This is a genomic window from Microbulbifer maximicatervae (SeqCode), from assembly GCF_052468095.1.
The window spans coordinates 3833859-3856576 of the sequence record NZ_CP174332.1 but is presented as its reverse complement, the minus strand read 5'-3'; the positions used below and the strand labels follow the sequence as shown (position 1 = coordinate 3856576).

Annotated in this window: 19 protein-coding genes; 4 read left to right on the top strand and 15 right to left on the bottom strand. The window is 43.2% G+C overall.

What is annotated here, in order from left to right; translation table 11 throughout:
• Positions 1 to 47 precede the first annotated feature (47 nt).
• The 3 genes from ACJJIL_RS16920 to ACJJIL_RS16910 form a co-directional block, all read right to left on the bottom strand.
• Positions 48 to 614, bottom strand: a complete 567-nt coding sequence (locus ACJJIL_RS16920; protein ID WP_445360284.1) for a hypothetical protein — start codon at positions 612 to 614, stop codon at positions 48 to 50.
• A gap of 125 nt (positions 615 to 739) precedes the next feature.
• Positions 740 to 1222: a YcxB family protein gene (locus tag ACJJIL_RS16915; RefSeq protein WP_445360283.1), complete on the bottom strand. Its 483-nt coding sequence runs from the start codon at positions 1220 to 1222 to the stop codon at positions 740 to 742.
• An 888-nt stretch (positions 1223 to 2110) separates the two neighbouring features.
• Complete coding sequence (locus tag ACJJIL_RS16910; protein ID WP_445360282.1) at positions 2111 to 2509, bottom strand: GFA family protein; 399 nt, start codon at positions 2507 to 2509, stop codon at positions 2111 to 2113.
• Positions 2510 to 2640: 131 nt separating this feature from the next.
• On the opposite strand from ACJJIL_RS16910, the gene ACJJIL_RS16905 reads away from it, so the two are divergent.
• Entirely contained in the window at positions 2641 to 3216 is a 576-nt protein-coding gene (locus ACJJIL_RS16905; RefSeq protein WP_445360281.1) for a TetR/AcrR family transcriptional regulator, read from the top strand.
• Between the two features lie 725 nt (positions 3217 to 3941).
• Here the strand turns inward: ACJJIL_RS16905 and ACJJIL_RS16900 are convergent.
• The 6 genes from ACJJIL_RS16900 to ACJJIL_RS16875 form a co-directional block, all read right to left on the bottom strand.
• Positions 3942 to 4877, bottom strand: coding sequence for an alpha/beta hydrolase (locus tag ACJJIL_RS16900; RefSeq protein WP_445360280.1), 936 nt, complete (start codon positions 4875 to 4877; stop codon positions 3942 to 3944).
• A 787-nt stretch (positions 4878 to 5664) separates the two neighbouring features.
• Complete coding sequence (locus ACJJIL_RS16895; RefSeq protein ID WP_445360279.1) at positions 5665 to 6135, bottom strand: hypothetical protein; 471 nt, start codon at positions 6133 to 6135, stop codon at positions 5665 to 5667.
• A 765-nt stretch (positions 6136 to 6900) separates the two neighbouring features.
• Positions 6901 to 7836 carry a hypothetical protein gene (locus ACJJIL_RS16890; protein WP_445360278.1) on the bottom strand — a complete coding sequence of 312 codons (936 nt, stop codon included), beginning with the start codon at positions 7834 to 7836 and terminating at the stop codon, positions 6901 to 6903.
• 1918 nt (positions 7837 to 9754) lie between these two features.
• Positions 9755 to 9931: a hypothetical protein gene (locus ACJJIL_RS16885; protein ID WP_282933997.1), complete on the bottom strand. Its 177-nt coding sequence runs from the start codon at positions 9929 to 9931 to the stop codon at positions 9755 to 9757.
• Positions 9928 to 10470, bottom strand: a complete 543-nt coding sequence (locus ACJJIL_RS16880; protein ID WP_282933996.1) for a hypothetical protein — start codon at positions 10468 to 10470, stop codon at positions 9928 to 9930. The genes ACJJIL_RS16885 and ACJJIL_RS16880 overlap by 4 nt, the downstream gene beginning before the upstream one ends.
• Positions 10471 to 11079: 609 nt before the next feature.
• Positions 11080 to 11502 carry a GIY-YIG nuclease family protein gene (locus ACJJIL_RS16875; RefSeq protein WP_445360277.1) on the bottom strand — a complete coding sequence of 141 codons (423 nt, stop codon included), beginning with the start codon at positions 11500 to 11502 and terminating at the stop codon, positions 11080 to 11082.
• Positions 11503 to 11781: 279 nt separating this feature from the next.
• On the opposite strand from ACJJIL_RS16875, the gene ACJJIL_RS16870 reads away from it, so the two are divergent.
• On the top strand, positions 11782 to 12057 hold the full coding sequence (locus tag ACJJIL_RS16870; protein WP_445360276.1) for a hypothetical protein: 276 nt from the start codon (positions 11782 to 11784) through the stop codon (positions 12055 to 12057).
• 54 nt (positions 12058 to 12111) lie between these two features.
• On the top strand, positions 12112 to 12789 hold the full coding sequence (locus ACJJIL_RS16865) for a hypothetical protein (RefSeq protein ID WP_445360275.1): 678 nt from the start codon (positions 12112 to 12114) through the stop codon (positions 12787 to 12789).
• Between the two features lie 751 nt (positions 12790 to 13540).
• Here the strand turns inward: ACJJIL_RS16865 and ACJJIL_RS16860 are convergent.
• The 5 genes from ACJJIL_RS16860 to ACJJIL_RS16840 all read right to left on the bottom strand — a co-directional run bounded on the left by ACJJIL_RS16860 (position 13541) and on the right by ACJJIL_RS16840 (position 19968).
• Positions 13541 to 14032, bottom strand: a complete 492-nt coding sequence (locus ACJJIL_RS16860; RefSeq protein ID WP_445360274.1) for a hypothetical protein — start codon at positions 14030 to 14032, stop codon at positions 13541 to 13543.
• Positions 14033 to 14128: 96 nt separating this feature from the next.
• Complete coding sequence (locus tag ACJJIL_RS16855; RefSeq protein ID WP_445360273.1) at positions 14129 to 14509, bottom strand: hypothetical protein; 381 nt, start codon at positions 14507 to 14509, stop codon at positions 14129 to 14131.
• An 807-nt stretch (positions 14510 to 15316) separates the two neighbouring features.
• Positions 15317 to 16261 carry a toll/interleukin-1 receptor domain-containing protein gene (locus ACJJIL_RS16850; protein WP_445360272.1) on the bottom strand — a complete coding sequence of 315 codons (945 nt, stop codon included), beginning with the start codon at positions 16259 to 16261 and terminating at the stop codon, positions 15317 to 15319.
• 827 nt (positions 16262 to 17088) lie between these two features.
• On the bottom strand, positions 17089 to 17817 hold the full coding sequence (locus ACJJIL_RS16845) for an SMI1/KNR4 family protein (protein WP_444926894.1): 729 nt from the start codon (positions 17815 to 17817) through the stop codon (positions 17089 to 17091).
• A gap of 795 nt (positions 17818 to 18612) precedes the next feature.
• The gene (locus tag ACJJIL_RS16840; protein ID WP_444926895.1) at positions 18613 to 19968 is read right to left on the bottom strand and encodes an ankyrin repeat domain-containing protein; all 1356 of its coding nucleotides are present in this window, start codon (positions 19966 to 19968) and stop codon (positions 18613 to 18615) included.
• Positions 19969 to 21260: 1292 nt separating this feature from the next.
• On the opposite strand from ACJJIL_RS16840, the gene csrA reads away from it, so the two are divergent.
• The gene (gene csrA, locus ACJJIL_RS16835) at positions 21261 to 21449 is read left to right on the top strand and encodes a carbon storage regulator CsrA (protein ID WP_444926896.1); all 189 of its coding nucleotides are present in this window, start codon (positions 21261 to 21263) and stop codon (positions 21447 to 21449) included.
• Positions 21450 to 21609: 160 nt separating this feature from the next.
• Here the strand turns inward: csrA and ACJJIL_RS16830 are convergent, their stop codons facing one another.
• Positions 21610 to 22449, bottom strand: a complete 840-nt coding sequence (locus ACJJIL_RS16830; protein ID WP_444926897.1) for a hypothetical protein — start codon at positions 22447 to 22449, stop codon at positions 21610 to 21612.
• Positions 22450 to 22718 lie beyond the last annotated feature (269 nt).

The following is a 22718-nucleotide window of genomic DNA, read 5'->3' as shown; positions in this document are numbered from 1 at the left end:
GGCCTGTGGTATAGGGCTAGTGCATTGTCTTGTTATGTATTTTCAAGTCACCTGACCAGCGACCAACCTTTCTTTCTAGCGCTCTCCGTACAACTCATTCCTATAGCTTGAGAAATAATGCTACATGGATGTGCGAGCTGGAGTATTTTTCCGTTTTCGATAGTAACCCTACTTTCTAACCTAGTGCCCATGTATATGCTTTCGAAGGCAAGTCTTTTTCGTCTTTGAATCCTATTTCCATCTTTATCAATAAACTCTAATATTTTCGGTGCCCGATAGTAATCAATAGAACTTTCCTCAAGAGCATCTACAAACTGATCAATATTGATTTCTTGAAACTTCACTTCCTCTTCTTCGCCGAAATCAGAATATTCAAATTCCTCACCAGATAAAGAACCCGTGATAGCATCCACCAAATTATTCTCGAACCAAATTACCCATCCTCCATAGCCCCAAATATTGGTCTCCATAAATTCGTTAATCTCTTCACTTGTTGACGAGCTAGCCCATCCTTTAGGCTCTCCAATCTGGCGAATAACTTCAGTTTTGGTAGCTCCTGGGTGTATACCCATAAAGTCACCATCATTCAGAAATTTTAATATTTGAAGTTTCATTATTTCTATACACTCTTACACATAACGCTTTGCCAACGGGCGACCCTGTAGGGCCGTCGCGTTTGGGCAACTTGTTATGTATTGTATTAGCTGCATTGTAGGCATGATTTTAATTTTTATTGAAATCAATGTTTACCCTTAATCTTGGTAACTATCTCATTAATTAATTCAGGAGGTAATAACGATTTAGACAAGTACTGCTGCCCCCCAGATTTAACCACCAAAATAAGCCCTAATTCGGTTTCAATAATATGCTCGATATCTGTCCACAGCAGAGCTGTTATCGTATAAGGATTCTGTGTCTGGATTCCATCCTTATCTATGGTTAATTTCACTTCACTACCGGCACTTTTCCCAAGCATCTGGCGTGCTAACCACCAAGCTCGTCGATATCGAATGTGAATCAGTTCCAGCACGCCTAATGCGATTAACGTGCAACTTGCGATCTTAGGTTGCTCAGAAAATAACAGTAATCCCGCACCAGAAGATAATAGTAATGTAGGAAGAAGATAATTGGGCTTGACATTTTTCCCATAGGGTAGAGACTGATCATAGCATTCGGCAAGATAATCTCTAGATAAGGTAAATTGAGTATTAAAAGGCTGCATAAAAACAACTTATTGTGTCTGGTAAATTTGTCGTAGCACTACAGTGAGTGTCAGGATGATTCTTTAAGCTAATGTCAATTACGCCACACCTCTCAATAAGATCCGACTTAGACCCACATAACGCCCTGAGCAACGGCAAATTACGTAATCGAAGGCGTAGTAATTTGTCCGCTTGCCTAAATTTGGCACACCCAGCATGGATGTGAACCAATAGGGTGAAAGTCCCCTGTAGGAAGATCACCGTTTAATGGGCGCCATTAAATGCTAACTACCAGCGAATGGCAACTTCATTACCGTGGGGTCTTGTGGGGAGGAAGTCGCTAGCAAAATACGAGCTGGCGAACAGAAGCATCTTATATGGCTTGGCCTAGATGCGAGGTGGCCAAGGGCACCGAAACGGGTGGTCTAAGGGGTAGAGTCAATGATGCAATTATGTAGTGAAAGTTCACGTTCTTATCTGGGGAGATCTGTTTAGCTTACCGCTGTGAAGCTGTCAGCGTGGCCGCTGACTCATAGGTAGTTTCAACCCGCTAGCCACTATAGCAAGGATAAACAAAAGTGCTGGAACACAGCAGCGCCTCGGTCAGTGATGATTAAGGTGATGCAAGAGAATTTAGTCGGTGACACAGTAGCCTAATGCCGCGATTAATACCTTGGACATGATGAAGGCCTGAACCCAAACTCCAGGATTTAAAAGACAGGGCTAGCCTACCGATATGATGCCAGTCGGATATAAAATTGACGTAGCGCGTTGCCATGACAATCAACTCAAATGAAGAGCTGCTCGACACTATCGTTGGGTCGGATAGTAAACTGCCTATTTTGGACCAGCATGATGGGTAGTGTAGGGGCCGCTAGTTAAAACTACCGGCTACCCGACTTATATTCTTAGGTAAATATTGGCACATCATCATGGATATTCGACCAAGGAGATTTTTCTGTGGTATACACTTGGATTTGTGGTGCTAGCTCATCTGTATAATTTTTAACTATACCTAGTGGCAATACAAAATCGTCGGGGAAATGCTTCCCATTTATAAGGTGAGTTGGTGTACCACACACGGAGCAGAAATTTTTATATGATTTTTCGGTAGCTTGGTAACTGACAATCGAGTCTCTCCCTTTAGATAATGAGAATTGTTTTTTGGGAATAACAACATATGTACTGTAGTCAGAGCCTTGTAACTTCCTACACATAGAGCAGTGGCACTTCACTGCTGCCTTAATAGGAAGATCAAATTCCCATGCTGCAGAACCACAATGACAACTACCTTTAATTTTACTCAATTTCCCATCTCCTTGAAATATAGTCGTTGATCATGTTTATTTTATTTTCTCCGACTTAAGTTAAGACCAGATGTTAAACGAGATATAATATATGATATAGATCATATTAAATTATAGGCGTATAAGAACTCATGCCATATACAAAAGAACATAAGGAAGCTACTCGTAAACGAATTCTTGAAAGCGCATTCAGGCTATTCACGGTCAAGGGTTTTGATGGCGTTACAGTGAATGGAGTGATGAAAGATTGCGGGCTTACTAGAGGGGCATTTTATGCTCACTTCAATAGCAAGGCAGTGTTGTATCGTGAGTCCTTAAAATTTGCAGTCAATGGCACTAAGCTTGCCGAACTTAAGCCAGATGGCACCACCGATAAAGAGTGGCTATGCCTGCTACTTGATGGATACCTTAGCTTAGAGCATGTGCGGGGTAAATACCCATGTCCGCTTGCATTTTTGGCTACGGACATAGTTATGCATGATGAAGAAACAAAAGCAACTTATGCAAACGTTTACAATGGTATGAATAAAGCAATTTTGGAATACGCAAGAAGTTATGTTGATTGCAGCGAGGATGACATTTTGTCAGTAACTGCGATGCTCATCGGCGCGGTAGCCATAGCAAGAACCATGCGTAATGAGAATTCCGTTACAAAATTATTACAAGCGTGTCGCCAAGAGGCGGGGTTGAAGTTGGGTGGAATATAACGTACATAGTAGGCGGCTGGATACTTTTGGTATGCCCAGCATGGGCGTGGACTAATAGGGTGAAAGTACCCTGTAGGAAGATCAGCATTTAATGGGTTCCATTAAATGCTGACTACTAGCGAATGGCAACTGCAATACCGTGATGTCTTGTTGGGTGAAGACCGCTAGCAAGGACGAACAGAAGCATCCTATATGGCTTAGCCTGGAGGTGAGGTGGCCAAGGGCACCGAAGCCAAGTGATCTAGTGGATAGAGTCAACAATGCAGTTGTGTGGTGAAAGTTTACTTTCTTATCTGGAGAGATCTGTTTAGCTTACTGTTGAGAAGCTGTCAGCATGGCCGCTGACTCATAGATAGGCCCACCCCGCTAGCCATCATCGCGGGGATAGTCAAAAGTGGCGGGACACCGCAGCGCCTCGGTCAGTAATGATTATGGTGATTAAGCAGAAGTCAGTTGATGGAGTACTAGCCTAATGCCAAGATTAATACCTTGGACATGGAGAAGGCCTGAATCCAAACTCCATGAGTTAAAGGATAGGGCTAGCCCATCGATATGTTTCCAGTCGGCCAAATTTGAGGTAGCGCACTGCTATGATACTCAGCTCAAGTGAAGAGCTGCTCGACACTATCGTTGGGTCGAGGTTTATAACTGGTAGGTAACCGTCCATTGCGGACCCGTACGATAGGTGGTGGGGGCCGATAGCTAGATACTACCGGCTACCCGATTTAGATGTTGCCTTGCACAAATGCTAGGAACTCGCTATGTGCAGCCTCATTGGTGCCATGGCCTACGCCTTTAAAAGTACGAAAAGTCACATTTGCTCCATACTTCTTGTAGACTTCTTGGGAATTGCTCCAGCGTTCTGGATGAATCGATTTACCCGTAGTTTCATAGATTACCAAACGTTCTTCTTCTGAGTATGCATCATCAAATGCCACAGCATCATTAGTGTCATTTTCACCCATGAATAGAAATTGTTTAATAGTCAACCATTCAGCTAGATTAAAATTTCTACCTGCTATTTGATTGAAATCATTTATGCCTAAGGGGTACTTCAGGCTATGACTATCAAGTGAGGCTGTAGGTAACATCAATGTACCGTTAAGCCCTCCAGTAACAACTATTTCAATAATCTCGGGATGTAACAGTGAAAAGCGATTTGCAAATGTTCCAGATGCCGAAAAACCAGTCAGTATGACTCTATCCTGGAGCTTTAACGAGCGTTTATGCAGTATATCGTATGCATTTTCAATCATTGCTTTAAGTTGCAGATCTAATCTCTGGAGAGGTACGGATTTCGCCAGCATAGAATCTCTATCAAGCGCGTGGGTATAAACTTGCCATGCCGACTCAGGCCGAGGAAATACCGGCATCAATATGGGGTAGGACAACTTCTTAGACAACCACGGTCCAACTGCATTACCTATAATTGCATTTTTGGCAGCTTCAAGATGGATATCATAATCATCAGAAACTTTTCCTGTGTTATTGGTTTCGACAATCAAAAAGGTTTTATCCTGATTTGACACTACTTCTGGAAGTTTTATCAGGTACGGGTAATTGAACCCTTTATCTGGATTTGCTGGAATTTGCAGTAGTTCAACAGAGTGGCTCACATTAGCCATAACAGAAAGAAAAAATCCAATTACTATTATTTTCAATTTTATTCCTCTTAGTATACTCGTACATCTAATACCGTCATAATCGGCCGAAAAACCGCGCATCGGTTTAGAGGTCTTGGGCGATGGCCTTAGTACGCCGAGCATGGACATGGACCAATGAGGTGAAAGTCCCCTGTGGGAGGATCACCATTTAATGGGTTCCATTAAATGCTAACTACTAGCGGATGGCAACTGAAATACCGTGAGGTCTTGTGGAGAGGAAGCTGCTAGCAAGACTACGAGTTGGCGAACAGAGACATCCTATAAGGCTTAGCCTGGAGGCGAGGTGATCAAGGTTACCGAAGCCGGGTGATCTAACGGGTAGAGTCAATGATGCAGTTGTGTAGTGAAAGTTCACGTTCTTGTCTGGGGTGATCTGGTCAGCTTGCTGCTGTGAAGCTGTCAGCGTTGTCGCTGACTTATAAATAGGCCTAAGCCGCTAGTCACCATTCGGGGATAGAGAAAAAGTGGTGGAATACAGCTGCGCCTCGGTAAGTAATGGCCGAGGTGATTAAACAGAAGTTAGCCGACGGCATAGTAGCTAAATGCCTAGATTAATACCTTGGATAGGGTGAAGGCCTGAACCCAAAAGCGATGAGTTCAAAGGCAGGGCTAGCCTACCGATATGTTTCAAGTTGGATAAAGTTGAGGTGTCGCACTGCCATGACACTCAACTCAAATAAAGAGCTATTCGAGACTATCGTTGGGTAGTACGGATTGGGAACCGTCCATTGCGGCCCCGCATGATGGGTGGTGCGGGGCCGCTAGAAACTACCGGCTGCCCGATTTATGAGTTGACTAGCCATGACTCAATTCTATTAACTAACTCATCTTCGTTATAGCCATTAATTTCGCGAAATATCTTTTTTTGGATATTGTTGAACTTTTCACCAACCGATCCACCTGAAAGGTAATTTCTGATAACTGAAGAAGAGGTAAAAATTACACCATTATCAGAATACCCTTCGCCAGATATTAGCCACATTAGATTAGCTTCAAAATAATCGGGAGCTTTAGAAATTATCTCTGGCTGAAACCCTCCGCCGCTAGAACTTCCAAAGGCTAAGCGACCATGAGATTGCTTGTGGTATTTCACCTCAAGAAAAAATAAGGCTGGATTTTCACCATTACGGCAAATAAGAATATCGACGGCCTTTTTATTTTCGAAAAGAACCAAATCAGGATTATTAGGACATATTCTGGTTTCAATCAAGCCTCGAAGGTAAGACTCAAATTCGCTTTCATTTTCAAATTCCATACTTAATCTCTCAAAGACACATAATGCCCACCTCAACTGCCGGAGGTCAGATTGCAGGCGCTTGGTTGGACTATTAGGGTGAAGGTCTCCTGTAGGAGGACCACCATTTAGTGGGCTCCATTAAATGCTAACTACTAGCGAATGGCAACTGCAACACTGGGGGGGTTGTGGGGAGGAAGCGGCTTGTAAAGCTATGAGCTGACGGACCGAAATATTCTATGAGGATTAGCCTAGGGGCGAGGTGGCCAAGGATACCGAAGCTGGGTGATCTAACGGGTAGAGTCAATGATACAGTTGTGTATTGAAAGTTCACGTTCTTATCTGGGGAGATCTGTTTAGCTTGCTGCTGTGAAGTTGTTGGTGTGGCCGCTGACTTAAAAGTAGGCCCAACCCGCTAGCCACCATCGCGGGGATACACAAAAGTGTTGGGGCATAGCAGTGCCTCGGTCATTAATGACCAGGATGATTCAACAGAAGTCAGCCGACGGCATGGTAGCCAAATGCCTAGATTAATACCTTGGATAGGGTGAAGGCCTGAACCCAAACTCGATGAGTTCAAAGACAGGGCTAGCCTGCCGATAGGTTTCCAGTCGGATAAAGTTGAGGTTGCGCGCTGCCATGACACTCAACTCAAATGAAGAACTGCTCGGCTCTATCGTTGGGTAGAGATTCATTGCGGATAGGGAGCCGCCCATTGCGGGCTCGTCTGTGGTTGGTGTGGGGACCGGTAGCTAGAAACTACCGGCTACCCGATTTATGCATTTCTTAGAAGTTAACCCTATCCATATTAGAAGTCGCATATGCCAATTTTTCAGCGACGCCATCGCATAAATAAGTAATATCTGCATCATTAAATTTCTGTAAACCTCTGCAGCTTCTGTGAATTTTTTCTTCTTTTATTTCTAAAAGTACCGAAGCGTCGACCTTTTCAGTTCCATCTATTGTTAACTGACGACCTTTGTCAATGTATTCTTTAGCTGCAAAATGAAAGGTAGATAATTCTTTATTGATATTTCCAGTAACTTCTCGATCCAATTCTTCAAGAGATGCTATCAAAACGGAAGCTTGTTCATATACTACAAACATTTGAAAACAAAACTTGTTCTGTCTATCTAGTTTAGATAAGGTAGCTTTCAATAGTTGTTTTGGTGGGTGCAAATCATTATTTATTAATTCTTCAGATTTTTTGAGGATTCTAGATATACTTTCTATCGCATTTTTATCCGAGTAAATTACTGGAATCTCTTCATTCGAAACGCTGGCCAAATAGTATGAGCCATTAAGTTGATTATTAAGCGTGCTAATCATCGATTCCAATACATTCAAATCCATATATTCATTCCATGAGTTGCCAATCCAAGAGAATTCAGAATCGTTAATTTTACATGAGATAGTCTCATTCCCTGATTTATCAATTGATGAGGATACACTTTTAAGTATATCTAATTCGTTAGATAGTTTTATCAATGTGTTAAAAAGATCAAGATAATTTCTGTTGTAAGAATCCTCATAATCAAACCCACTCGATATATGAGTGCCTTTCTTGGGGTTATGCTCAATTAATGAAGTTAAAAAACTAAACTCAACTTCATGAAATGATCCGCGATCATATGAGCTTAATTTAGGCAACGCTTCACTATCTATTGAAAGATGCTCTTCAAGTATTGCCAGATCTTCACTTAAAGATTCATTCTCTTTCATTTAACTTTCCGTGATGTATGTGATGAATTTGCATGGCGCACTTGTAATCGGCGAGCAGCGTAGCTGCAAGTCTAGAAAAAACCAAAGGTGTTTTGTGTCAGTTAACATACTTGGTACGCCCAGCATGGGCGTGGACTAATGGGGTGAGAGTCCCCTATCGGAACATCGCCGCTTAATGAGTTCCATTAAATGCTAACTACTAGCGAATGGCAACTGCAACACCATGAGGTCTTGTGGGGAGGAAGCCGCTATCAAAATGCGAGCTGACGGACCGAAATATCCAATAAGGCTTAGCCTGGAGGCGAGGTGGCCAGGGACAGCGAAGCCACGTGATCTAACGGGTAGAGTCAATGATGCAGTTGTGTAGTGAAAGTTCACGTTCTTATCTGGGGAGATCTGTTTAGCTTGCTGCTGTGAAGCTGTCAGCGTGGCCGCTGACTCATAAGTAGGATCAACCCGCTTGCCACCATCGTGGTGATGGAAAAAAGTGGTGGAACACAGTAGCGCCTTGGTCAGTAATGGCCAAGATGATTAAACAGAAGTCAGCCGAGGGCATAGTAGCCAAATGCCAAGATTAATACCTTAGACAAGGTGAAGGCCTGAACCTAAATCCATGAGTTAAAAGACAGGGGTAGCCTATTAATATGTTTCCAGTCGTATAAAGTTGAGGTAGCGCACTGCCATGACGCTCAACTCAAATGAAGAACTGCTCGACACTATCGTTGGGTAGAGATTCATTACGGATAGGGAACAGCTCATTGCGGATCCGCACGATGGGTGGTGTGGGGGCCGGTAGCTAGAAACTATCGGCTACCCGATTGACACATTCACCAGGTAGCCCTGAAAAAGTTGGAAAAACCAGCATAAAGCAACCACAGACCTCCTGAAACTACAGCAATCAATTCGACTTTAAAATATGTAGGGTATTTCTCTCTGGGAGTAAAAATAAATCCTCTACGAAGAAAGATTCCAGTAGCAATCATATTTTTACACAGAAAAATTAAAGACACGCCCAAAATTATTGGCCAAATAACCCCCAAGCTACTTTTACTTGCGAGCAAAAAGTATATGGGGTAACTAAAACATAGGATGAAACATAAATTTGCAAATGGTCGAAAGCTTGCAATTCTTTGCTCTACGTCTTGATCCTCTTGCTTCCACTGTTCTCTTTGAGCAATTATGTCTTCTTTGATACTTTCATATTTTTGATAAACGACACCACATGAGGGACATTGCCACTCCGGTGACCTGTCATAGGATTTTCTTTGATATTCACATTTAGGGCAAATCATAATGAAGTATAACGCCTCAATCAGTCAATGCGTAAGCGGTCGGCTGCATTGACTCGGTACGCCCTGTATGGACGCGGAATAGTAGGCTGAAATTCCCCTGTAGGAAGATCACCGTTTAATGGGGACCATTAAATGTTAACTACTAGCGAATGGCAACTGCAATACCGTGAGGTCTTGTGCTGATGAAGCCGCTAACAAAACTACGAGCTGATGAACAGAAACATCAAATAAGGCTTGGCCTGGAGGCGAGGTGGTCAAGGACTCCGAAGCTAAGTGATCTAATGGGTAGAGTCAATGATGCGGTTGTGTAGTGAAACTTCAGGTTCTTGTCTGGGAAGGCCTGTTTAGCTTACTGCTGCGAAGCTGTCTGCGTGGCCGCCGACTCAGAAGTAGCACTCAACTCAAATGAAGACCTGCTCGAGACTTTCGTTGGGTAGGGATTCATTACGGATAGGGAACCGCCCATTGCGGACCCGTACGATGGGTGGTGTGGGGGCCGGTAGCTAGAAACTACCGGCTATCCGATTTAGCGCTGGGGTGGGCCCTGCGGTTTTGATTTAATCGGTAAAGAATGCAGTTTTTGGGCGATCTTTCTTTTTGCTTCTTCTTCCGATTTAGCCTCTTTATCACTTTTTGTCGTTTGTTGGTTCATCATCATCCTCAATCTCTTCAGTTAGTGTCTCTGGTGATCCGACAACCGATGGTTCATCATTTATGTATGTTGGGTTATCTTGAAGAATCTTCTTAGCTCTCTTTCTAAGCTCTTCAGGAGTTAATGGTTTTTTTCTTTCGTTCTTGCTCATGAGATGGCCTTCACAAGATAGTGCTTGTGATTCTTTTCACTAGCAGCTTTGCTGTATGTATATCCGAATGACGAATAGTATTCGATCAATTTTTCATCAATTGGGTCAATTATGCGTAATTCATCAGCTCCAATAACATTTGCATACAGCTCGGCAACTGAGATGGTTATAGGAACAATCCGCCCTCTAAGAGGACTTGAAGACGGCCTAGATTCGATAAATTCTAGGCGAAGTCGTGTGCCTGCGTAGCTAGGTCTACCTAAGCTTAGGCCTGCAAGGGTATTTCCATACCAGGTGGCCAGTTCAAATCGCTTGGGATTTCTATATGAATAATCCTGATAGCCACTATCCCAAGGCCAATCAACTCGCCTATTGGGGTCTTCATCCCATAGCTTTGCCTGCATTAGGGCTTTTTGACAAATGTTACTGAGACGAATGTTGTTTCTATCGGTATAGGGAAGCTCTTTCAATATGGCGTCTCTAGCCATTTCTCTAAATGATTCATATCGCCTTTCGGCATCCTGATGTGTTGCTAACATGTTTCTTCCTTGTGATATTCGCTAGCGGCCCTTCAATTGTCGGAGGATATTGACACCTATTGTGCAGTTTTTTTGCAAAAAAGGTGACAGCGGACGGAGGTCAAATTACAGGTCCTTGGTACGCCCAGTATGGGAGTGGGCTAAAAGTCCCCTTTAGGAAGGTCACCATTTAATGGTTTCCATTAAATGCTAACTACTAGCGAATGGCAACTGCAATACTGTGAGATCTTGTGGGTAGGAATCAGCTAGTAAAGCTATGAGCTGACGGACAGATACATCCTATAGGGCTTAGCCTGGAGGCGAGGTGGCCAGGGGAGCCAAAGCCGGGTGATCTAATCGGTAGAGTCAATGATGCAGTTGTGTAGTGAAAATTCACGTTCTTATCTGGGGAGATTTGTTTAGCTTTCCACTGTCAAGCTGTCAGCGTGGCCGCTGATTCATATGTAGGCCCAACCCGCTAGCCCCACCATCGCGGAGATAGAAAAAAGTGGTAGAACATAGCAGCGCCTCACTTTTGGGTAGAGATTCATTACGGATAGGGAACTGCCCATTGCGGACCCGCAGGGGGCGGTAGCTAGAAACTATCGGCTACCCGATTTATGCGATACTTTACTTTTTGGCAATTTCATGAGCTTGTTTTCTTAAGCTGGTTAGCTCTGAATGGCAATCTTGCGTATTGTATACAATGTTAAGCAAAGGTTTGTGCTTGCGTATTTCTTTTTCCTCTACCTCCCTCCATTTACAGTATTTTACTTCATGCTCAACATATTCTTCGATCCACTTAACAATTTCATGTGGTTTTTTAAACTTAAAATTGTAACCAGTGCCTTTCTTTCCGGAGTTTTCAGCAACCTCTTTATTTAATAATAAGCCTAAAGATCTAAAAAAGGTTGCATGGCTGGATTTTAAACCCAACTCAGCTTTAAGGCGAGAATCAACATCATTGCCTTTTCCGATATACAATAAATCGCCTTTTGATAAGTCGAAATACGGCTTTTTTAGCTTTATATAATAAATCCCTTCTCTCTTCATCGTATTAGATTTCCCGCATAATGCTCAACACTCGAGCGGCCGAGGTGAAGCGTGGGCTGTCCAGTCCGCATGTTTTGTGGGCGATCGTGCTTCGCCCAGTATGGGCGTGAACTAATGGGGTAGTCAGTTAATCCTGGATACCCACCAAATTATAAACCAGTTAATCCTGGACACCCACCAAACAACCAGTTAATCCTGGACACCCAGCAAACAGAAAGTGTAAACCGCCAATCCTATTGACAAAAGATTGAACTCCCACAAAATACTGGATATTCATACATGCAAATACATGTGCAGCCGATGACTCTACCGCGAAGCACCCAGATATCTCTTGATGCAACACCGTACTATCACTGTGTCTCCCGCTGTGTACGGCGTGCATTTCTCTGTGGCAGAGATACTGAATCCGGAAAAGATTACGAGCATCGGCGCGAATGGATTGAAAGCCGTATGCATAAGTTAGCCGAGGCGTTTGCGCTAGATATTGCCGCCTATGCAGTAATGAGTAATCACTACCATATAGTGCTCTATATCGACACAAAATCGGCTAACTAGTGGTCTCTTTCTGAGGTAATTACTCGCTGGAAAAAACTCTTCAAAGCCTCTGGCTTGGCCCAGCGCTACCTTCAGGGCGATACTCTCGATCACGCTGAGGAAGACAGGCTAAAAGAGGTCGTTTCCCTATGGCGGGAGCGTCTAATGGATATCAGCTGGTTTATGCGCTGTTTAAACGAATCTATCGCCCGCCAGGCCAATGCTGAAGACAACTGTACCGGCCGTTTTTGGGAGGGCCGGTTTAAGTCTCAGGCTTTACTGGATGAAAGAGCACTCGCCGCCTGTATGGCCTATGTAGACCTTAACCCCATCCGTGCCAATATTGCCCAGACACCTGAAGAGTCTGATTACACTTCGATTCAACAGCGTATTCGTGCGGCAGTCTCTGGTAAGCAGCCCAAAAATCTACTTCCGTTTGTCGGCGGTGAGCGTTTGAATATGCCGAAAGGGCTTCCTTTCCAGCTGGACCACTATTTGGAGTTAGTGGACTGGAGCGGCCGGCATTTAGACCCAAGAAAACGGGGTTGTATTGCCGAAAACATACCTCCTATTCTGGAGCGACTCGGCATTTCACCCAAGCACTGGCTCTATCTCAGCCGGAACTTTGAAAGTCGCTTTAAAGGCTTGGTGGGATCGGTAGAGGTTGTACAAAAAGTTTGTGCTCAACTCGATAAACGCTGGGTACACGGTATAAGCGACTGTCGGCGCCTCCTCTCAGCTACACCCTGCTAATCTACCCCGTCCTCAAGTACTCAACAGCACGATTACCGCCCTTTGATCGAAAAACAGCGATCCCAATAGCCTAAAGACCAATTCCAAGTATTTAATCTCCTTTACCTGTAAACCAAAGAGAAAGAGCCGCCAGAGAGGGAGGTAGTTTTATTGCCGGCACCACCTCCCAGTCTTTGGCTGTCCTAGATCTTCTGCACGGTATAAGCGACTGTCGGCGCCTCCTCTCAGCTACGCCCTGCTAATCTACCCCGGCCTCAAGTACTCAACAGCACGATTACCGCCCTTTTATCCAAAAACAGCAATCCCAATAGCCTGAAGACCAATTCCAAGTATTTAATCTCCTTTACCTGTAAACCAAAGAGAAAGAGCCGCCAGAGAGGGAGCTAGCTCTATTGCCGGCACCTCCCCCCAGTCTTTGGCCGTCCTAGATCTTTATGGTAACGATCAGGGTGATTAAACAGAAGTCAGCCAACGGCATAGCAGCCTAATGCCAAGATTAATACTTTGGACAGGGTGAGGGCCTGAATCTAACTCCATGAGTTAAAAGGCAGGGCTAGCCTACCGATATGTTTTCAGTTGGATATAAAGTTGAGGTGACATACTGCCATGACACTCAGCTCAAATGAAGAGCTGCTCGACACTACCGTTGGGTAGAGATTCATTACGGATAGGGAACAGCCCATTGTGGGCCCGTACGATGGGTGGTGTGGAACCCGGTAGCTAGAAACTACCGGCTACCTGATTTATGCATTTAAATCGATAGTTTATTTATGCGCATATACACCCAGACAATAAAAATGGCCATTAAAATGCTAGGTAAAGTAAAAATACCAGCGGTCATAATTAACGGAACAACTACATCTATATAGTAACCTGTTGCACAACCACCAAAACCGCCACAAATTGAAGCTACCCCCCAGCTTGTATAGGTTGGAAACGACAAAATGAAGCAGGCAACAGCTAAAATTTTTATTTCTCTTGATTTGCCACTTCTCAAAATTATTGCCGAAACATAGCTTAACAATATGAAAAGAACCGTATAAGTAACGTACGATGCTATTTTAAGTTCTTTATCCCATTCAAAATATCCGCACGAGTATGACGACCCATATGCACAACTATTAGTGATGCTAGCAGCTAGAAAGCTGAGCACGTCATAAGCCAGCTGTCGTGTAACAACAATCAATATTAACCAGATTAAGAGTGTACCCAATATAAGGCCTATATATTTAAGTGCTCTCATCGTCCCACCTATAGTAGTTCCACTGCATACCGCTAAGATAACCTGTGCTGATGGGTGGTGTGGGGGCCGGCAGCTAGAAACTACCTGCTACCCGGTCTATGTGCTTTTGACACGTCGCCCCAGATAAATGCAGGCGCCATAATTTGCTTTAACATAGATGCTTTTGTCCCAGCTCTTTAACGTGCTAATAGCTGAATAGTACTTTTCACCACTCCGAGTTGAAGCCAGCCCCAGCATTAACGATGGCGAATCTAAGTTGCCGGACCAAAACTCTGTGCTCTTTAATTGTTTACCTTGAAATTCACTGGGAAAAAAGATTTCGTAGGCAATTTCGTTTCTCTCTAGGTAATGTATCTTCACTACAATTAGATCAGATTCAACCTGAGACAGTTTTGACTCATTTTCCTTCGTGCAAGGCATATCAGCCACTGCAAAAGAAGCGAAGAAAAAAAGAACACATATTAAGAAATTTCTCATATCTCGATTCTTACACATAACGCCTCAAGCGCCGGAGCAGACTTACTGCGTCTGAGTGCTTTGATTTGGTATGCCCAGCATGGGCGTGAATAATGGGGTGAAAGTACCCTGCAGGAGGATCACCGTTTTATGGGCTCCATTAAATGCTAACTACTAGCGAATGGCAACTGCAAGACCGTGAGGTCTTGTGGGGAGGAGGCCGCTAGTAAAGCTACCAGCTGACGAACGGAAACATCCTATAAGGCTTAGCCTGGAGGCGAGGTGGCCAAGGATACCGAAGCTGGGTGATCTAACGGGTGGAGTCAATGATGCAGTTGTGTAGTGAAGGTTCACGTTCTTATCTGGGGAGATCGGTTTAACTTGCTGTTGTAAAGCTGTCAGCAGGGCCGCTGACTCATAAGTAGGCCCAGCCCGCTAGCGACTATCGCGAGGATAGACAAAAGTGGTGGGACACAGCAGAGCCTCGGTTAGTAGTGGCCTAGAAGATTAAACAGAAGCCAGCCGACGGCATAGTAGCCTAATGCCAAGGTTAATACCTTAGACAGGGAGAAGGCCTGAACCTAAATCCACGAGTTAAAAGACGGGGCTAGCCTACCGATATGTTTCCAGTCGGATAAATTTGAGGTAGCGCGCTGCCATGACATTCAACTCAAATGAAGATCTGCTCGACACTATCGTTGGGTAGAGATTCATTATGGATAGAGAATCGCCCATTGCGGACCTGCACGATGGGTGGTGTGGAGGCCGGTAGCTAGAAACTACCGGCTACGCGATTTATAAGCCAAACACTTCACGTAACATACTGTTTCACACATGTTTTGAGAATGATGTACTTTTAGCCGGCGCAATTACGTAGCTAATAGTCAATTCATCTTTATCATCATCATGCCTAGATCTATACAGCACTTGCTCTATTTTTAACGCTAAATAATAACCATTGGTGTTCTGTAAAATTGCAATTTCACCAACTTCTAAATTAGAACATTGCTCCTCAAGATAAAATGATGGATCTGTAGCATCATCAATCTCAGAAATTTCTTTGAAACTCCTGGGAACTATAGATAAGGAATGAATAGATTCAGGCTTGTTGTATATCCATATAGAGCCTGAACTACACCTAGACCAATTCAATTCAAAAGCCATTTCCCCCTCCCCAACCCAATACTGACCGTTATTGTCTGTCGGATTAACAGTAACTTTGGACTTTGTAGCAGGATTACTAAAAGATGCTGGCATATCAAAAGTGATTGGAGCTATAGGAGAGGCTTCTCTAGCAAAGGGGCTTGAACCTCTCTTTGGTCTTGGTTTTACAGACTTTCCCCAAAGATTGCTAATGAGCTCGCAGTAACTATTTTCGTAATCTAATGGTTCGAAGCTTAAATATAGCTTGCTAGAAACAAACGTAGGAGTCTTATTTTGTGAGTCATTATTAACAACTATTGGAATTACCCTGTTGCTCCCCAGATCTGTCATTATTTGAGCAGTAATGATCATTTTTTCATAACCGACACCACCATTACGCATGTCATTGGCTTTTTTTACATACGACTCCGTACATATTAAAACGACTCTATCCGCATCTGTTAGACCAGACTCCATAAAATAGGGAAGATCATCGCCAGCTCCCAGATCCCATTGGTCGAGTGTCACAGCAACCCCATTTTCTTCTAAACGTGTTGCTAGCGCTAGAACCCAGGCTTTATGTTCCTCACTATCATGAGAATAAGAGAAAAACACTTTTGGCACTTGCATCTAATTAACCTTAAACTATCTACTAAAATTTGACCTCATAAGACGTATGCTCACTAGGCTTATAACGTCTAAAGTACCGTGCGCACGCGAGTGCGTTCGATGTGTTTACTTGGTACGCCAAGCTTGGGCGTGGACTAATAGGGTGATAGCCCACTGTAGGAAGATCACCATTTAATGGGTTCCATTAAATGCTAACTACTAGCGAATGGCAACTGCAATACCGTGAGGTCTTGTGGGGAGGAAGCGGCTAGTAAAGCTATGAGCTGGCGGACCGAAACATCATACAACGCTTAGTCTGGAGGCGAGGTGGCCAGGGGCATCGAAGCCGGGTGATCTAACGGGTAGAGTCAATGATGCAGTTGTGTAGTGAAAGTTCACATTCTTATCTGGGGAGATCTGTTTAGCTTGCTGCTTTGAAGCTGTCAGCGTGGCCGCTGATTCATAAGTAGGCCCAACTCGCTAGCCACCGTCGCGGAGATAGAAAAAAGTGGTGGAACACGGCGGCGCCTCGGTCAGTAATGATCAAGGTGATTAAACAGAAGTCAGCCGGCGGCATAGTAGCCTAATGCCAAGATTAATACCTTGGACATGGTGAAGCCCTGAATTCAAATTCCACGAGTTAGAAGGCAGGGCTAGCCTGCCGATATGTTTCCAGTTGGATAAAGTTGAGGTAGCGCACTGCCATGACACTCAGTTCAAATGAAGATCTGCTCGATACGATCGTTGGATAGAGATTCATTTTGGATAGGGAACCACCCATTGCGGACCTGCACGATGGGTGGTGTGGGGGCCGATAGCTAGACAATACCTGCTACCCGATTTATGTATTAGCGCTTGCCAAGAATATCTTTCCACCGTTTTGAATTGTGCCAATTAATAATATCTAGCTCTGCATCTGCGTCTAACCAGTGTTCACCATCAACTAGAGCGTCTTCCAATAATTTGTACCTACCAGCTTCTAAGTGATTTGCAAAATCAGAATACATTTCTTCTATTGATGAAGCTGGGTTTAGCGCTATATTATAATCTTGATCATACAAAACTATTTGACCAATCTTACCTTCTGAATTTGGATCTAAGTCTATAAACAGCCCACACCCGCTAGAGTCATCTCCTATTGGAATACGCATCATACTTGATACGGAAGTTACCTTTACCCCTGGATCAGCATAATTTAATGCTGGAAGATCTTTCATATCTTTAATATTTTTTAGTCTGGAGTACTCTAGTAGGACTTCTTCAATTGAATAGAACTGTAAACCATAAACAAGATTTGCAACAGCATTCCTATTTAAGCCATTGTGGATTCGATAAAGCTCTTTTAAGTCCTCAGGCAATTTTTCACCGATAGTTTCTTCCAGTTCAGTTATAGCTTCTTCACTAGCAGGAGGGTTTAGCGCATCCCGTATTTTAGGAGCATTTTCAGATAGCCAGCCATCTATTCGCTTCCACGAATTACGTAACGTTAAATCTGTCTTTTCTTTTTGCATATCTATATTATTTGTAGCGCAACCCAGCAAAACAAATACAACTGCCATTAAAAGTAATTTTTTCATTTCAAAGGCTCTACCCAAAAAACACATAACATCCGTAGCAGGCGTGCGTATTTTGTGTCGCCCGACTGCGTTTGGTACGCCCGGCATGGGTGTGGACTAATGGGGTGAAAGTCCGGCGTAGGAAGATCACCGTTTAATGGGCGCCATTAAACGCTAACTACCAGCGAATGGCAACTGCAACGCCGTGAGATCTTGTTATGAGCAAGCCGCTGGCAAAACTACGAGCTGACGCACAGAAACATCATATAAGGCTTAGCCTGGAGGCGAGATGGTCAAGGGCACAGAGGCTGATTGATCTAACGTGTAGAGTCAATGATGTAGTTGTGTAGTGAGAGTTCACGTTCTTACCCTTGGAGATCTGTTTAGCTTGCTGCTGTGAAGCTGTCAGCGTGGCTGGTGACTCATAAGTAGGCCCAACCTGCTAGTCACCATTGTGGGGATAGACAAAAGTGGTTGAACACAGCAGCACCTCGGTCAGTGGTGACTAAGGTGATTAAGCAGAAGCCAGCCGACGGCATAGTAGCTTAATGCGAAGATTAAGACCTTTGACATGGTGAAGGCCTGAACCCAAAATCCACGCATTAAAAGACAAGGCTAACCTACCGATATGTTTCCAGTCGGATAAAGTTGAGGTAGCGCACTGCCATGACACTCAACTCAAATGAATAGCTACTCGAAACTATAGTGGGTTAGAGATTCATTACGAATAGGGAACCGTCCATTGCGGACCCGCACGATGAGTGTGTGGGGGCCGATAGCTAGAAACTACCGGCTACCCGATTTAGGCATTGATACTTATAAAAGCCTAAGTCGCGCTTGACCTTCCGTTGAAGAAAAACTGTATACACCTTCTGAGGAGCAATGCAATTCAACATTCGATCTGGCACAGCTACAAACGAATCTAGTTAACCAATGATTAATGGAAGCTAGGTCAATTTTTCTAGTGCCATCTAAATTTACCCCGTGGTAACTAGGGTTTAAATAATGAAAGATGTCCTCATCTGTAAATCTACTAATTTTATGCGCTTTCAGTATTTCAAAGAATGTTTCAAGAAGAACATTCCATGGGTGTAACAGAAACTCTCCCTGCATATTTATTTTCTTTATAAGATCTGGAGATATTTCATCGTCAGAAAGAACACGTTTATTCTTAGTTGCACCTTTCTTCTTATAAGTTTTCCACATCTCTCGGAAGTGCTTTTTATCTGCAGGCTTGAGCGCTTTCGTATCTCTAATTAAAACTCCAAAGTCCTGACCTGTGTACGCACACATTGAAATATCAGCACCTTGACTTATTAGAAGGTCGATCGTTTCTCGAAGTCTTTTTCTTGTATTATTATCACTGACTCCAAAGTATCGATTAAGCGCATGCATTAAAGGTGTAGCTCCACTTCGTATATCACGCTTATTAATATCTGCACCGCGTTCCAGGAGCCAGTTAATTTGTTCTATCGCAGTATACGCCGAAGCCTGCATCAACGCAGAACGACCAGAATGACTGCCCAACCTATCTACCTCTTCGTCAAGCTCGTATAGTTTATCCATTAATTTCAAAAGCATATCCACACGTTTCGGTTGCTTAGAAGAATTAATCACAAATTGCCAGATTGGTTCGGGGGAAGAGCTTGCATATTTATCATTAGCTATAAGCAAGGATGCAAAACCATAGCGCCCAGCCTTTAACGCCAAGCCAGTATATGACGACTGATTTCTAGGGTTGAAATCAATTTCTGATGACATAAATGCACTATAGACTTCCGTTATATATTTTTGACGTTCATCTAAATTATTTGAAGCATTAAATTCATCTTCAATCAGTGAAATTGCTGCAAACCAAATTGGCCTGCCTCCAAAACCAGCAAACCCCGAAGCGTCACATATTGATGATGCACCGCTATTTGCGAATTCAATAGCAGCTTGTGAATAATCGCTCAAGACAGATATTTTTTCTTTCTTACTTTTCAATTCCGCGAGATGATTTCGTGTTACATTAAATATAGATTGGAAAGCGATTATTTCTTCTCGTTTTTCTAGGCCTGCAAAGTGCTGAACTTCATCTTCTTCCCACCATCGGCCATCCGGATCTAACCCGGCGGAAAGTAGCAAATCTCGATAAATTGATCTAAGGATTTGTTTTCTTTTTTCATTCATCCAAATAGTCTCTACATATTTTGCTTAGCAGCTATATAGTAATAATAATTCTGACCACTATTGTCATGATTATTATCTCAGAATCAATTTCTACTCCACAGCCTAAATTTCTATTTAATACTGTAGACTTAAAGTAATCTGACACGTGTGTACAAACTGGAAAAGCGATCACTTTGACTACTATCTCAATTTTAACATTAGTCCTTAACCCATTGATTTAACGACTTTTGTTAGATCTATCTTCTTGCTCCCCAATATAACGGTCAATATGATCGTAAACCCCTAAGCTAGCACTCACGAACTTTATCAGGTTGGGTCTAATTGGGGGTAAGGTATCAAGTGTACCTCTGAATAACTCCGTAATATCTCTGCGGATCTTGAAGGCTACAGATATTAGGTGCAGTTCACCGCGAATGGCCGTAGTCCTTTGCAAGTGTTGCAACGCAGCAGCTGTGGTCCGCCTTCGGGGCTTCCATAACGATTCATGCCCCGTGTTGCGACTGCTTGTACGGTCTAGCTAGACATTCCTGCGAAGCTGCGTTCTGATTGTGACCGCTCTGTAAGTAGAAGCATCACTGGGTTGTTCAAAGGCTCCTAAACCCCGCAGTAATATCCTAAAAGTCTGCAAACTACTTTGGTTTATCGATAGATCTTTTCTGTAGATATGTGGAAGACATTTCAGCGGTATTGATGATCTATTGTTTTCTGAATTCCAGTGTGGGAGCCGTTGGGGGTATTAATTTTCACAGCCAATTTTATGCACAGCCGAAATTTCCAAAGCGTGAGCAATAAAAAATATAGGCACAAAAATAATCTTATTGGATTTTATTGGAGTTTGTTTTAGTGTCAAAGCTGCGTAAAATCGGTGGATATTTATTGGTATTTGGGTCGTTATTGAACAGCCTTCTAAAGGCCGATGACCAAAGAGATTCGAGAGAATCAAGAATTTTCTAAAAACCATTCCCTCAAAGGAGAACGGTAGCGTGACGTAAGAGTAAGTAAAAGGCGCTGACCCAAGGTGCGCTAACACCTGGGGCCAGCTAACCAAATTGATAACCCAAGTATCAAAATGGCTATATGGATCATACGCTAGAAACCCGCTCGTCTTCAATAAAGTGGAGTCCATTCAGTAGTTTGGGGCGTGTCCCTTGGCTCTGGAAGCGTTGCGTCTGCCTTTTCTACCTCTATGCCTACCGTTCTCGCGCTCCACCTAATACTTCCTTAAAAGTTACTTTCAAACCCTTCCATTAAGGGAGGTCTACGCATGGTTTGAGTATTAATAGGAAACAAATATGTTGATCTTAAAGCGCCGGACGGGTGAAAACTTACGGATTGGATCGAACGTCTCAATTACGGTATTGGAAGTTAAGGGTAATCAGGTAAAGATAGGCATACGTGCCCCCAAATCTCTACCCGTTCACCGTGAGGAAATCTATAGACGTGTCCAAAAGGAGAGGGTGCTGGGGGATGGAGGTGGTTGAGATTGCGGAGCACGCGAGGCAGCGGCGTGCGTTGGCGCGTCGAGTCCGCCGGGCGATAAGGTTAACGCCGTGATATACAGCGGGCTGCGCGAAGAACAGGCCGTCTGGTGGAGCCCCAAAAGGGGTGAAACGAACATCATCACCATGTTATTTTATTTCCTTACTTCACTATAATTTTTCTATTTTTTTTAATCACGTGATCAGGAAGATGGCTTTCATCCTTACTTATTCGGATAACACCACGTTCCATAATTACACTACCGTTGTAGCGGTCACCAAGACTAATTCTACCAACCAATTTCAAAACTGGAGTTGTCTTCTTTTTAGGAGTTTTATCTTCGTATTCTAAGATGCCACTTTCTTCAATCTGGAGTAGCAGTAACCAATGGAAAGTTGCAGAACCACCAGTCGAGTCGTAAGCGTGAACAACATGAATCCCAGACTCTGACGTTCCAAGATATTCGTACCCGAACAGCTCTCTATTGTCTTCACTCGAAACCTCTATGAATTTTCGTTCTTCAGATACCCGTTCTGCAATTTCACCGAAGTATCTATTACTTGAATTAGCCCCAGCAATATCGATAGAAACTATTTGCCTTCCACTATCTGAAAGCCATCCTACTAAGTCTTTTAAAAGGAGGGGATTTATCAATGTTTCTTTTTGGAACGAATATCCGTGTCTTTTCCACAGTTTCGCTGACGGAGAGTCACTTGTTATGATAAGCTCTGGCCGCTTAGTAAACTTAAAAAAATAGAGCAATGACACCGCTAGAAATATCAGGATAGCTCCAATGATTATGCCCAGTTCATCCAGCGGATTGTTTTGTAGGTTTATCTCGTATTTTTCAGATTTGATGGAAACACTACTTAGCAGCGCTATAAGTTTCGGAGCCATAATTAGGCTCATTCCAGATATGAGTGCTCCATAAATAACACGGTTCTCGACCTTAGGATTGACATAAGAATCCAGTTTCTTCAAGAATATTTCTGTTATTTGCATATTCTTCCTAATACGTGTTTATAAACTAACATTTATATATAGTAATCATTCTGACCACTATTATCATGATTGCTACCCTGGAATCAATCTAACGAAGAAATGCGTAAAAATCTTGAGGGATCAATAAATTACATACAAGCTTGAACTCTTGTTCCAAATGAAAAAATGAACACTTTACTCTCTATCCCCACTGAATAGACTTTCTCTAGCTTCCAAGAGCTTTCAATCATTCATGATCTTTGTAAAAAATAACAGCCAAGCCGATTGAA

Excerpts from the sequence above, each read along its gene's own strand:
- ACJJIL_RS16920 (WP_445360284.1), bottom strand. The coding sequence starts at position 614 with ATGAAACTTCAAATATTAAAATTTCTGAATGATGGTGACTTTATGGGT.
- ACJJIL_RS16915 (WP_445360283.1), bottom strand. The coding sequence starts at position 1,222 with ATGCAGCCTTTTAATACTCAATTTACCTTATCTAGAGATTATCTTGCC.
- ACJJIL_RS16905 (WP_445360281.1), top strand. The coding sequence starts at position 2,641 with ATGCCATATACAAAAGAACATAAGGAAGCTACTCGTAAACGAATTCTT.
- ACJJIL_RS16895 (WP_445360279.1), bottom strand. The coding sequence starts at position 6,135 with ATGGAATTTGAAAATGAAAGCGAATTTGAGTCTTACCTTCGAGGCTTG.
- ACJJIL_RS16890 (WP_445360278.1), bottom strand. The coding sequence starts at position 7,836 with ATGAAAGAGAATGAATCTTTAAGTGAAGATCTGGCAATACTTGAAGAG.
- ACJJIL_RS16885 (WP_282933997.1), bottom strand. The coding sequence starts at position 9,931 with ATGAGCAAGAACGAAAGAAAAAAACCATTAACTCCTGAAGAGCTTAGA.
- ACJJIL_RS16880 (WP_282933996.1), bottom strand. The coding sequence starts at position 10,470 with ATGTTAGCAACACATCAGGATGCCGAAAGGCGATATGAATCATTTAGA.
- ACJJIL_RS16875 (WP_445360277.1), bottom strand. The coding sequence starts at position 11,502 with ATGAAGAGAGAAGGGATTTATTATATAAAGCTAAAAAAGCCGTATTTC.
- ACJJIL_RS16870 (WP_445360276.1), top strand. The coding sequence starts at position 11,782 with ATGCAAATACATGTGCAGCCGATGACTCTACCGCGAAGCACCCAGATA.
- ACJJIL_RS16860 (WP_445360274.1), bottom strand. The coding sequence starts at position 14,032 with ATGAGAGCACTTAAATATATAGGCCTTATATTGGGTACACTCTTAATC.
- ACJJIL_RS16855 (WP_445360273.1), bottom strand. The coding sequence starts at position 14,509 with ATGAGAAATTTCTTAATATGTGTTCTTTTTTTCTTCGCTTCTTTTGCA.
- ACJJIL_RS16850 (WP_445360272.1), bottom strand. The coding sequence starts at position 16,261 with ATGCAAGTGCCAAAAGTGTTTTTCTCTTATTCTCATGATAGTGAGGAA.
- ACJJIL_RS16845 (WP_444926894.1), bottom strand. The coding sequence starts at position 17,817 with ATGAAAAAATTACTTTTAATGGCAGTTGTATTTGTTTTGCTGGGTTGC.
- ACJJIL_RS16840 (WP_444926895.1), bottom strand. The coding sequence starts at position 19,968 with ATGAATGAAAAAAGAAAACAAATCCTTAGATCAATTTATCGAGATTTG.
- csrA (WP_444926896.1), top strand. The coding sequence starts at position 21,261 with ATGTTGATCTTAAAGCGCCGGACGGGTGAAAACTTACGGATTGGATCG.
- ACJJIL_RS16830 (WP_444926897.1), bottom strand. The coding sequence starts at position 22,449 with ATGCAAATAACAGAAATATTCTTGAAGAAACTGGATTCTTATGTCAAT.